This window comes from Prevotella sp. E13-27 (assembly GCF_023217965.1).
Taxonomy (GTDB): Bacteria; Bacteroidota; Bacteroidia; order Bacteroidales; family Bacteroidaceae; genus Prevotella.
The window spans coordinates 1,113,653-1,125,587 of the sequence record NZ_JALPSC010000001.1; the positions used below are offsets into that span (position 1 = coordinate 1,113,653).

Genomic DNA, 11,935 nt, shown 5'->3' on the forward strand with positions numbered 1-11,935 from the left:
AAAGTATGTTTTTTACACACAAACAGCGCATTTTTGAGCTATTCTTTGCTTGTCATTTTCAGCCAACAGAGTAGTGGGTAATGGTCGCTGGCATCCATGTTGTCATCAACGGTGCATTGATAGGGTGTGAAATGTGATGAACACATCATGTAATCAATGCGGAAACTGAAGCCTTTTCTGTTGAAGGAGATGCCAAAACCGCATCCCGACTTCACGAAGCAGTCGGTGAGACCGCGCGCCATGGTATGGCGTGTGTAGGAGATAGGGGTGTCGTTGAAGTCACCGCAGGAGATGATGGGGTACTGGCTGTGGTCCTCAATATACTTGTGGATTATTTCTGCATGCTTGGCACGTATGCTCATGCCGATAGTAAGCTTCTTCACGATGCCAACGGTCTCGGTCTCCATGGTGTCGCGTGCCACTTCGCCACTGATCATCTCGCTGTAGCGGCTGCGCTCTTTGGTGTTGAGGTGTATGTGCTCCAGGTGGTTGTTGATGACAATAACCGTGTCGTCGTTGATTTTCAGATAGTAAGCCACTGAGCCGTTGTATTCCGACTCATAGGGTATCTCTTCCTTGAAGAGTATAGGGTATCGCGAGTGAATGCCCACGCTGTTTAACGTGCCTTTGGGACTTTTGCTTATGCGCGTTGTGTCGTTGTAAGGGAAATATTCTTCGTAGCGTTTCTGTGTGTCGAGCCATTTTGAAGACATATCTTCTTGAATGCACACAATGTCGGCCTGTTGTGCCTTAAAGTAGTTGAATATGGTGTCAAAGGCCTGCTCATACTTGAAGTTGCCGCCATAGCCGCATACATTGTAGGAGATGACACGTAAGGAACCTTCTGGCACAGTGCTCTTTCCGTGAAGGGGCACATAGACCCTTATGGCAGGGTAGGCAAGGAGAAACCCGATGATGGGTATGAGGAGGCGGCGCCAGCTTAGCAGCACCCATACCGGTATGAACAGCAGGTTTGCCAATAACGTTATGGGAAACACCATGCCCATGCAGGCAAACAGCGGATACTTCTCAGGGGAGATATGGTCACTGTAGCCAACGATGAGCATCAGCGCGATGGTCACAATGTTGGCACCGGAGATGAGGCCGAACAGGAACTTCTTGATCATTTCGTGACAGCAGGCATCAATTATTTGTCGTTGCTGGCATCGAACAGGAACTTCTTCTCTGCTTTCGTCAGACTGTCATAGCCGCTCATGCGTATCTTGTCGAGAATGCGGTCCACCTCGGCCTGACGCTTCTGTTTGCGCTCGTTATACTCCATATCGGTCTCTGGACGTCCTTGGCGTTGCTGTTGCTGCTGGCGCTTCTGATGCTCAAAGGGGTCTGATTTCTTCTTGAAAATGTTGTTTAAGAAGTCGCGACCGGCATTGATGTCAAACTGCTTGTAAGGGTGGCGCTGCCAGTAGCGTATTATCAGGAAGCCAAAGAGCATGCCGCCAAGGTGAGCCATGTGGGCCACACCGTCGCCAGGCATGTTGACTGCCGAGAACAGTTCGATGGCTACATAGCCCATAACGAACCATTTCGCCTTGATGGGTATAGGCAGCGGGAAGATAAACATGCGCTCATCGGGGAAGGTAAGGCCAAAGGCAAGGAGGATGGCATAGACAGCACCCGACGCTCCTATCGTGAGGCTTATGCTTCCCGTAAGGAACTGCACAAGCTCCTGACAGAGTCCGGCACCTATTCCGCACGCGAGATAGTAAAAGAGGTATTTCTTGGACCCCCACACACGCTCAATGACACATCCGAACATCCATAGTGCGAACATGTTGAAGAATAGATGAGTGAACGAACCATGAAGGAACAGATAGGTCACAAACTGATAAAAATGGAAATAGGGAGAGGCAAAAAAATGCAGTCCACCGAGAACCTCAAGGTAAATGCCCTGCTGTTCTAAAATCAGTGTGGCAACAAATGCCAAGAGGTTTATCAACAGCAGATTTTTTGTTACTGTGGGAATGTTCTGAAACACGTCTTTATGATGTTTATAGCGTTAAACGATTAAATAACGGCTAAGTGCCATTTTCAGCCGCAAAATTACGAAAAAATCCCATTTTTAAGCAGAAAACAGCATTTTATACACTTTTTTTCAAGAAAAATCGCAAATTTTCGCCATTTTTGTTTGTTTAATGAAGACTTTCTCTTATATTTGCGTCATATTTTTGGTAAACAACCTATTTTTCACACATTTAAAACATTTTTTCTATTATGAACAAGACAGAATTAGTTGAGAAGATTGCAGCTGGTGCTGGTCTCTCTAAGGTTGACGCAAAGAAGGCTCTCGACGCTACATTGGCAGCTATTAAGGGTGCTCTTGCAGAAGGTGACAAGGTTGCTCTCGTTGGCTTCGGTACATTCGCTGTTAACGAGCGTCCAGCTCGTGAGGGTATCAACCCATCAACAAAGCAGAAGATCAATATCGCTGCTAAGAAGGTTGCTAAGTTCAAGGCAGGTGCTGAGCTGAACGCTGCTCTCTAAAATCTTCTAACTTAAGAAAAAATAAAAGCACTCCTTCATCCGAGGGAGTGTTTTTATTTTGTGTATCTATTAAATACAACTATTATGCAAGTGTTGTGCCGCGAGCGGTCTTGATGACCGCTGGCGCCATTTCTTGCTTTGCAAGTGTTGTGCCGCGAGCGGTCTTGACGACCGCTGGCGCCATTTCTTGCTTTGCAAGTGTTGTGCCGCGAGCGGGACTCGAACCCGCACAACCGTTTCGGGTCAAGGGATTTTAAGTCCCTCGTGTCTACCATTCCACCATCGCGGCCACTCAGTCTTCCGGGTAGCGCGGCCTAAAAAAGGCACAGCGGCACAAAGACGGCTGCAAAGGTAATACAAAAAAATGAGAAATGCAAAATAGAACAGATTTTTTTTCATTTCTAATTTTTTCATTTCTCCACTCTGAGCGAAGCGGCGTTGTTGCTTGGAACAATCAGTTCCCTACGCTAAGCCTCACTTCGTCAAGGCTTACTTTGTATCGCAGAAGAGCGTCTCCGCCATTTCCCTCAACAATGGCACCTGTCTCAAGCTCATAGACACGTTTGCAGTTGCTGCATTCCACTCGTTGGCGGTTAGTGGCGACCCATGTCAGTGGGAAATAGCCAGTGCAGTTAGGACAGATGCGGTCGTAGGCAACGGGTCCGTTGAAGTTAGTGCAGCCTATGATGAGGCCTATCTCGTTGTTGGCACCAAGCACGTAGGGCACGTTGCTCTCCACCTGTGTCTCTATGCGGTTGCGCTCCAGAGGGGTCTTGCCGTCATTGCTCTGCACGCAGATGTAGCGGAACACTACTCCACGCTCGGGATCGTTCTCCATCTTCTGATACACATAGACGTAGTTGCCCGGACTGCGATAGGCAGAGAACACGAGGCTTGTGGGGTGCATCTGATAGTAGAAATAGAAACGGCACGGATAGCGGTGGCTGACGACATCGTCTTCCTTACAGCTCGTGGTAAGCATCGTCATCAACAGAGCCACTAACGACAGCAGACAAACGACTCTCTTCATGCAAGCAGCGATTTCTCTGCAGCCTCGGCACGTTCGAAGCCAAAGCCGTTCAGGACCTGTGTCATCTGCTGACAGATGCGGTCGTTACACAGGTTACCGATAGAGCCTTCGTGAGTGTGGTGGATATTCTTGTTGGGGGTGAAGTTGCCTGCCTCTATGTCCAGCCCCACCTTCTTGTAAGCATCGCGGAAAGGCATGCCCTCAGCAGCCAGGCGGTTCACCTCTTCTACCGAGAACATTGGGTCGTAGCGCGTGTCATCGAGTATATGGTCGTTCACCTCTATCTTATTAATAATATAAGCGGTCATGTGCAGGCAGTCGCGCAGCTCGTCGAAAGCGGGAAGGAAGACCTCCTTGATGATCTGCAGGTCACGGAAATAGCCCACGGGCAGGTTGTTCATCATCATCGTTATCTGATAGGGTAGCGACTGCAGCTTGTTAGACTTCGAGCGGATGAGCTCAAACACATCTGGGTTCTTCTTGTGAGGCATGATGCTCGAGCCGGTGGTGCACTCCTTTGGCAGTTTCACGAATCCGAAGTTCTGCGAGTTGAACATGCAGGCGTCAAAGGCGAGCTTAGCCATGGTGCCGGCTATCGATGCCAGTGCAAAGGCCACGTTGCGCTCGGTCTTGCCGCGTCCCATCTGGGCATATACCACGTTATAGTCCATGGAGTCGAAGCCCAGCAGGTCGGTGGTCATCTGACGGTTAAGAGGGAACGAGCTGCCATAGCCTGCTGCCGAACCCAGTGGGTTGCGGTTGGTCATCTTATAGGCTGCCTGAAGGAAGAGCATATCGTCGGCAAGACTCTCTGCATAGGCGCCGAACCACAGTCCGAAGCTTGAAGGCATGGCTACCTGCAGGTGGGTGTAGCCGGGCATGAGCACCTCTTTATACTGGTTGCTCTTGGCTATGAGCTGGTCGAAGAGGTCTTTCACATCGTCGGCCACTAGTCGCAGCTGATGGCGTGTGAAGAGCTTCAGATCTACTAGCACCTGGTCGTTGCGTGAGCGGCCCGAATGAATCTTCTTACCCATATCGCCGAGCTTACGGGTGAGCATCAGCTCCACCTGTGAGTGTACATCCTCGATGCCGTCTTCGATTATGAACTCGCCCTTCTGTGTCAGGGCGTAGATATTCTTCAGCTCCGACAGCAGCTGTGGCAGTTCGTCCTTGCCCAGCAGGCCAATGCTCTCAAGCATGGTTATATGTGCCATCGACCCCAGCACGTCGTATGGTGCCAAGTAAAGGTCCATCTCGCGGTCACGACCAACGGTGAAGCGGTCTATCTCCGCATTTACCTCGTAGTTTTTTTCCCAGAGTTTCATATTTTGACTTTAGAATTTTTTGACTTCAGACTTCAGATTTTTTACTTTAGACTACAGGGTTTTGACTTTAGACTTCAGACTATAGATTTTTGACTTTAGACTTCAGACTATAGATTTTTGACTTTAGACTATAGACTTTAGACAGCATTCGTAGCTCTTGTGTTATAGCTATTAAGTTTTTCATTTAGCAAATCGTAAATTTCTTTTGGTTTTGTGTCAAGACTTGTTGTGTCAAGCACGTCATGCTCTTCCAACGCATTTTCTTTTACTTTTATAGTTATAAATGTGCTATTTTCTATGCTTCCTTTCCACTCGGTAAATGAAAATTTCTTTATATCACTAAAATAAAAAATTTTGTCTTCTCTTAATACGGCTCCATTTCTATAGCTGAAAAATTCGTCAGTTATCGTTATATAGGGTATACCGCAAAGCCTTTCGGCCAGTTCAACAAAATGGCATACAAACATATAAAAAAAGAAAATCTCAATGCACGACAAGAAAATAAATGCTAATGGATGTGATTCGAAACTCCAGCTAATCAACCCAATTGGTAAAGGAACCGATACCAATAGCCATATCATCGCATATAGCAAGTATTTCCACAAACTGTGCTTTATGTAAATAGTCATCTATATTGTTTTTGTTAAGCAAGAAACAAGTCTCAAGAAAGATGTTACTGTTTTCTTTTGTAAAGGCGAGTCCTGTGTCTGATTTCTATTTTTTCTGAACCGAAGTTGATGAGAATGCCGTCGTCAATGCCTGTAGCGGTGAGGTAGTTGACTAGCTGCACTTCGTTTATAGGCACAAGTGCATTTGTGGCTTTGAGCTCGATAATAACTTTCCTGTTAGCAATGATATCTGCTTTATAAGAGCCGACGACATGTTCCTTATAGTACACATTAAAGGGAACTTCGGTTTCAACCTCTATACCACAATCCCGAAGCTCTATGAACATAGCGTTCTTATAGACTTTTTCCTCGAAACCAGGTGTCAGTTGACCTCTAACCCTCTTTGCGCATTCTATAATTGTCTCTATCAGCTCCTTAGTATCCATTCTTATACTCTATTATTTAGGTTCATCTATAGTCTACAGTCTGTAGTCATAAATCTATAGTCTACAGTCTTCGTCTATAGTCTACAGTCTGTAGTCATAAATCTATAGTCTACAGTCTTCGTCTATAGTCTACAGTCTGTAGTCATAAATCTATAGTCTACAGTCTTCGTCTATAGTCAAAGCCTATAGTCGATAAGGAATCATCGCCAGCGCGTCGGCAATCTTCTCGACGCCGTCCTGAAGAGGACCAGAGACCATGCCCTTGAGCATGAAGGGGATGTCGGCATCTACGGTTACCTTCATCTTTGAAGACTCTGCAGTCACTGGAAGAACCTGAATCCACAGATGGAAAGGCATGGGAGAGTCAACACTCTCGAACTTAACGCATTTCGGTTCCTCGCGGTCACAGATGCGGATGGTGATCTTGCCTATGGGAGGCACGCTTACCGACACCGTGTCCTTGTCGAACGAGAAGTCCTGGAGCTTGTCTTCGGGCACGCGGTCGCGTACCTTCTCCAGATTTGTCAGGTCACTAAGATTATTATATACCGCCTCCTGAGGATACGGCACCTGCTTTATCGTACTTTCAAATTTTGCCATTGTCTATACCCCCCATTCACTCGGATTCTTTCTCCACTCAGCCAGCACGGCCTTGTCTTCTTCCTTGATATATCCTGTCTCGGCAGCCTGCTCTACTACAGCGTTGTAGTCAGAGAGTGTCACCAAACGTACGCCTGCCTCGCGGAATGCCTCCTCGGCAACAGGGAAGCCGTAGGTGAACGATGCCACCATGCCGATGACCTCCACGCCATATTCGCGCAGTGCGGCAACAGCCTTCAGCGAAGAGCCGCCAGTAGAGATGAGGTCTTCTACTACGATAACCTTGGCACCCTTCTTCAGCTCACCTTCCACCTGGTTGCCCATGCCGTGATCTTTCGGCTTCGGACGCACATAGCAGTAGGGCAGTCCGAGCTGGTCTGCCACAAGGGCACCTTGTGCTATGGCACCTGTTGCGACTCCTGCCACAGCCTCGGCCTCGGGGAACTCGCTCTGGATGATGTGACACAGCTCCAGTTTCACGAACGAGCGCACGTCGGTATAGCCCAGTGTCTTGCGGTTGTCAGTATAGATAGGTGATTTCCATCCACTTGCCCATGTGAAGGGCTCGTTTGGCTGAAGTTTGATGGCCTTCACGTCCATCAGTTTCTGTGCGAAAAGCTTCTTAATAGAGTTCATGTGTAAATTATAATTGTTAAAACTGCGTGCAAAGGTAGTGCAAACCAACCGAAAGGCAAAATTTTTTTTGCTTTTTCAGTCATTTTCAAAGCCATCGGTATCCATGCACTGGCGAATGATGTCAAAAGTAAAGCCGCGGCCGGCAGCCCACTGCATCAGCTTCATGCGACGCTCATAGTCGGAACGGCCTTTCACGCTCTTCTCTTTCTGTCGGAGCAGTGGTCGCAGTGCGTTGATGTAGTCCTCGTCATCAACATCGTCGAGCACTGCCTTGACAATGTCGCCATCCACATGTTTCAGCCATAGCGCCTGTTCTATCTTCCTGCGTCCCCACTGGTTGTAGGCTATCTTGTCGTGTACGAAGGCACGCGTGTAGCGTTCGTCATCTATATAGCGACCCTTTATGAGGCGCTCCATTACGGCTGCCTGTGTCTCCTCGTCCACCTCCCAGCGCTTCATCTTTTCCGTCATGTCGTGCTGACAGTGTTCACCGCGTGCACATAAGGCGGAGAGTCGTTGAAAAACAATATCTTCAATCATAGTAATTCGTTATTATTGCAGCTTCCATCATCTCTTCACAGCCTTCATCATTCTTGGCTTGCCGAACTGGTCGTTACGCAGTTCCACATCGGTGAACCCTATGTCGCGAAGCATCTGTCTTGTCTCTTCGGCATAGAGGGCATTAAGCTCGAAGAAGAGTTTTCCTCCAGGCATCAGGGCACTACAAGCATATTGCGCTATCGCCCTGTAGAACAGTAGCGGGTCGTCATCGGGCACGAAGAGCGCCAACGATGGCTCGTGGTCTAACACGTTGCGCTCCATGTCTTTTGCCTCCTTATTACATATATAAGGTGGATTGCTTACGATGATATGAAGACCCAACTCAGGCAGACCCACCCCCGACCCCTCCCTGTGAAGGAGGGGAGGATTAAGCGCATCCACCTTCTCGAACGACACGCTAACATTAGTGCGTTTGGCATTCTCAGCAGCTATGCGCAGGGCATCGTCGGAGATGTCCCATGCCGTCACCTCTGCCTCAGGCAGTTCTGCTGCCAGCGTACAGGCAATACATCCGCTGCCGGTGCCGATGTCGAGAACACGCAGTGGCTTTTTACGACTCTTGTCGTCAGCTTTTTCCGCTTCACTCTCCACTATCCATTGACAGAGTTCGTAGGTCTCGGGTCTCGGTATCAGCACTCCTGGCTCCACATGGAAGGTTCTGCCGCCAAACTCCGCTTCGCCCAGCACATATTGTACCGGTTCTGCCGCCAGCAGGCGCTGCTGCAACACCAGCATCTCTGTTTCATCCCCCGTTTTTCCGCAAACCACATCCGTCATTGACAGTCCGAAGCGTATCTCCATCACCAAACGTGCAACAGCCTTCGCCTCGCCCGTCTCATATATTGCCGTCAATGGTTCCCAGAATTCTTTGAAGGTCATCTTTCTTTTTTTTCGAAACCTCGAAATCTCGAGAAAATGATATTTTTTCTCTTGCAAAGATAAATATTATACCCCAAAAAAGCAAAGGGAAATGCAAAAAAGAACCTATAAAGAACAAATAATTCAAAAATTTGGTCAAAAAATTACATTTCGATTGTCCTGTTTTTCTTTTTTTATGTACCTTTGCAGTTGAAAAACTGCTTGTTTAACTTTGAATTTAACTAACTAATATGGATAGATCAATAGTAGAGACAAACTTTGAAAAAGTGAAAGGATGGAACAGCTGCATCCCTCTTGGTGATGACATGCTGATGATAGATAATTTGACAGGTGTACCGTTCCCCACAGATGCTCGTCGCATGAATTTTATTCTGATGTGCCTGTGTACACGAGGCTCTGTTAGTTTCACGCTTGATGAGAATCCACTGAAGCTGACCGCACACCACCTGTTTGTAGTGTCAGAGCGTCATGTGCTTGATAAATATGAAGCCACTCCCGACTTCGAGGGTCTCTGCCTCATGGTTTCACTACCTTTTTATAATGAGATAATCCGTAGTGTGAGCGACATATCAGCTTTGTTCCTCTTTGCTCACAACCACCCAATCTTCAATCTCTCTGAGCATGATGAGAAGATTTTCAGTGACTACTATCAGCTGGTGAAGAAGAAGATTGTTAATACTGAAAGCCATTTCCGTCGTGACCTTGTGCGCACTCTTATGCTTGCTATGTTCTACGACCTTGGCGATGTAATCTATCGTTTCAAACAAGTAAAGAAGGTTCGTGTCACTCGTGGTGATATCATCTTTACTCAATTCATAAAGCTCGTTGAGGATAACTGCAAGAGGGAGCGTCGCGTAAGCTGGTATGCCCAGCAGATAGGCATCACTCCGAAATATCTCTCTGAGATGGTTAAGCAGGTGAGCTGTAAGACTCCTAACGAATGGATTGACAACTATGTGACACTTGAGCTTCGTGTCATTCTTAAGAACACAACACGCAACATAAAGGAAATTGCCAAGGAGATGAACTTCCCCAACCAGTCGTTCCTCGGCAAGTACTTCAAGGAGCATGTCGGCATGAGTCCTTCGCGTTATCGCAAGTCATAAGCCGCAATTTAGTTTAGTCTAAACACCACCACAGTTTAGTCTAAACACCAGCAGAGTTTAATAAGAATAACAGGTATAGTTTAATAAGAACAGCAAAAGCCTTAATACCGGGTGATGCTGCGGAGTATGGGTGAGCATTTGTCGCACGCTACTCCTTTTGTTTGCATTTTAGCGGGGGCAAGGACTTTTTCCAATGAGGTGCAGTTGAGGAAAGCCTTCTTGCCGAGAGTCTCCGTCTTTTGTGGTATTGTTATTTTCTTCAGGGAGATGCATCGCATGAAAGCATAGTCGCCAATCTCTGTTGTGGATTGTGGAAGAATGATGCTGTGGAGTGATGAACAGCGAGCGAACATGTTTTCTCCGATGACATTCTTCTGGCTTGTGTAGTGAGTCCAGTAGCTGTTATCGTTGGAACGTGTATAGAAGCGGCCTTCCTGTTTGTCGCCAATGTCTCTTTTGAAGCCTTTCCATTCCTTCTCGGTCATTGTGGCGAAGCTGTATTTAACGGTTTTGCTCTTGCCGGAATTGTCGGTCTCCCAGTGAGTCCATACGCCTGTGGCACGCTCGGTGAGATATGGCTCTTTATCGTTGACAATGGTGGCCTCCTTTAGATTCAGGTGTTTTAGTGAGCCGCCGTCCCAGTCTGCTGCTGATGCCTCTTCGTCAAAGGCGCCTGCCATCCTGCGGAGCAGTCTTATGTCGGCACTGTTCAGTGGACCGCTGATGGTGAGCTGCGTTATGCTGCGTTGTCCCTCTGCGGTAAGCAGTTGTGCGAGTGTGCCGGCTTTTTGGAGTGTCACCTCGCGTTTTATCTCTCCTTTCTGTGGGATGATGTCGGCAACGAGATATTTCACGAGTAATAGATTCTTGTTGGCAGGCTTGTCATAGTTGCCGAGCTTCATGCGGTAGTAGCCGTTGAAGTTGCCGAACCATCCAAGGTTATAGTGGAGAAAGTCGTCCTTATATCCGTCGCATACGAAGACATGGCCATCGTTTGATACGAGGCATGGCTGATGGTTGTCAAGATTGCGGTAAATGACAGCCGCGATGTCTTCCTCGGAGCATCCTCTCTCATAGAATGTGGCGCGTCCGGAATAGCCGAGGTTGTTGCACAGCACTGGCTTAACGTTCCCCAGGTTTGCCGATGTGCTTCCTTCACGGAATGTTGCATCAATGGCGAGCCCGAGCATCACGAGCGTCTTTGACAGGTTGGCTATGTCGGCTGTGCTGTCCCTGTTGTTATAGCTGTCCTTGAAGGTTTCCCATTGTGGCTTGAAGGTGGTGTAGTCAACGTTATAGACCTTGTCGCTGTTGGTCTGATAGTACACGTTTGACTGTCCTGTCTCTGGCCAGCGGTGATAGTCGAGCACCAATGCCAGTGCCAATGGCACACAGCCAACGAGTGTTTTCTTGTTGTCGTATGTAGGGCTCATCATGTTGTAAGGCCCGAGCTGACCCCATCGTCTGTTTCTGAGCAGAGGCTCCACGGCATGGTGTTTGGGCTCATAGACCTTTTTTGTTGACGACGCGAAGTTCTTTGGTGTGTTCTTCAGCGCTTCTATCTGCTGACGGAAGTGCAGTATGATGCTGTTGTAGTTGCGGTCTGTGCCATTGATTGAGATGGCGTTGTCAGTGCCGTATGCCATCACTGGCTGTCCTATGAGCGGCCATATCTGTTTTCTGCCGATGATGCAGAACGCTTGGTTACGCTTGTCGGCAAACAGCAGGAAGTCTTTATCGGCATTGTCCATAGTGAGACAAAGCGAGTCGGGGTTCTTGCCTTCTTTCAGCAGCCACTGGTGGGCAGCCATCATCTCTTCGCCATAGTCGGCATTGGGAACGATGTTGACGGTTTTTCTCTCTGATGTGTAGATGGAGTCGCCCACCTGTATTGACATGCCTGGCAGTTCCTGTTCTCCGCTGAGCGATGTGACGTAGGTCACCTTTGTGTTCAGCTGCATGAACGGTTTGCTTCTAATGGTGACATAATCGACATCCTTTATCTGGAAGCCCTTGCCTTGCCGCGGCCTGTGTCCTCCCTTCCATGAGTTGGCTGAAAGGGTATAGACAACGGTAAACGGCTCGCCCTGACGTGCTGTGCCGTTTACCGTTGTTGTGAAACTCTCTACTTTTGGTTTTACCCTTACCACACCTGCACTCCCACCTGTTTGTGCCATCGTCTCTATAGTGAATGAGAATATGGCAGCGAGCAGGATGGTGAGGTGTAGTCTTCTCATAT

Annotated in this window: 13 protein-coding genes and 1 tRNA gene; 2 read left to right on the plus strand and 12 right to left on the minus strand. The window is 48.0% G+C overall.

What is annotated here, in order from left to right; all coding sequences use genetic code 11:
• Window positions 1-38: 38 nt before the first annotated feature.
• The gene (locus M1L52_RS04685; protein WP_248613761.1) at window positions 39-1,127 is read right to left on the minus strand and encodes an endonuclease/exonuclease/phosphatase family protein; all 1,089 of its coding nucleotides are present in this window, start codon (window positions 1,125-1,127) and stop codon (window positions 39-41) included.
• Window positions 1,128-1,147: 20 nt separating this feature from the next.
• Window positions 1,148-1,996 (minus strand): rhomboid family intramembrane serine protease, encoded by an 849-nt coding sequence (locus M1L52_RS04690; RefSeq protein WP_248613763.1) that lies wholly within the window; start codon window positions 1,994-1,996, stop codon window positions 1,148-1,150.
• Window positions 1,997-2,232: 236 nt separating this feature from the next.
• Between M1L52_RS04690 and M1L52_RS04695 the strand changes: the two genes are divergently transcribed.
• A complete protein-coding gene (locus M1L52_RS04695) occupies window positions 2,233-2,502 on the plus strand; it encodes an HU family DNA-binding protein (RefSeq protein WP_248613764.1) in 270 nt (89 codons plus the stop codon).
• A gap of 204 nt (window positions 2,503-2,706) precedes the next feature.
• On the opposite strand, the gene M1L52_RS04700 is transcribed toward M1L52_RS04695, so the two are convergent.
• The 9 genes from M1L52_RS04700 to prmC form a co-directional block, all read right to left on the minus strand.
• Window positions 2,707-2,791: transfer RNA gene (locus M1L52_RS04700), tRNA-Leu, on the minus strand.
• Window positions 2,792-2,956: 165 nt separating this feature from the next.
• Window positions 2,957-3,532 carry a hypothetical protein gene (locus M1L52_RS04705; RefSeq protein WP_248613765.1) on the minus strand — a complete coding sequence of 192 codons (576 nt, stop codon included), beginning with the start codon at window positions 3,530-3,532 and terminating at the stop codon, window positions 2,957-2,959.
• Entirely contained in the window at window positions 3,529-4,860 is a 1,332-nt protein-coding gene (gene argH, locus M1L52_RS04710) for an argininosuccinate lyase (protein WP_248613766.1), read from the minus strand. Before argH ends, M1L52_RS04705 begins: the two co-directional genes overlap by 4 nt.
• A gap of 137 nt (window positions 4,861-4,997) precedes the next feature.
• Window positions 4,998-5,489: a hypothetical protein gene (locus M1L52_RS04715; RefSeq protein ID WP_248613767.1), complete on the minus strand. Its 492-nt coding sequence runs from the start codon at window positions 5,487-5,489 to the stop codon at window positions 4,998-5,000.
• 44 nt (window positions 5,490-5,533) lie between these two features.
• Window positions 5,534-5,914, minus strand: coding sequence for a GxxExxY protein (locus tag M1L52_RS04720; RefSeq protein ID WP_248613768.1), 381 nt, complete (start codon window positions 5,912-5,914; stop codon window positions 5,534-5,536).
• A gap of 183 nt (window positions 5,915-6,097) precedes the next feature.
• Window positions 6,098-6,514 (minus strand): SRPBCC family protein, encoded by a 417-nt coding sequence (locus M1L52_RS04725; protein ID WP_248613769.1) that lies wholly within the window; start codon window positions 6,512-6,514, stop codon window positions 6,098-6,100.
• A 3-nt stretch (window positions 6,515-6,517) separates the two neighbouring features.
• On the minus strand, window positions 6,518-7,150 hold the full coding sequence (gene pyrE / locus M1L52_RS04730) for an orotate phosphoribosyltransferase (protein ID WP_248613771.1): 633 nt from the start codon (window positions 7,148-7,150) through the stop codon (window positions 6,518-6,520).
• A 75-nt stretch (window positions 7,151-7,225) separates the two neighbouring features.
• Window positions 7,226-7,690, minus strand: coding sequence for a regulatory protein RecX (locus tag M1L52_RS04735; RefSeq protein WP_248613773.1), 465 nt, complete (start codon window positions 7,688-7,690; stop codon window positions 7,226-7,228).
• A gap of 27 nt (window positions 7,691-7,717) precedes the next feature.
• Window positions 7,718-8,590: a peptide chain release factor N(5)-glutamine methyltransferase gene (gene prmC, locus M1L52_RS04740; protein WP_248613775.1), complete on the minus strand. Its 873-nt coding sequence runs from the start codon at window positions 8,588-8,590 to the stop codon at window positions 7,718-7,720.
• A 230-nt stretch (window positions 8,591-8,820) separates the two neighbouring features.
• Here prmC and M1L52_RS04745 point away from each other — a divergent pair, with 230 nt between their 5' ends.
• Entirely contained in the window at window positions 8,821-9,696 is an 876-nt protein-coding gene (locus M1L52_RS04745) for a helix-turn-helix domain-containing protein (RefSeq protein WP_248613777.1), read from the plus strand.
• Window positions 9,697-9,797: 101 nt separating this feature from the next.
• Here the strand turns inward: M1L52_RS04745 and M1L52_RS04750 are convergent, their stop codons facing one another.
• Window positions 9,798-11,933, minus strand: a complete 2,136-nt coding sequence (locus tag M1L52_RS04750; RefSeq protein WP_248613785.1) for a C10 family peptidase — start codon at window positions 11,931-11,933, stop codon at window positions 9,798-9,800.
• Window positions 11,934-11,935: the final 2 nt, after the last annotated feature.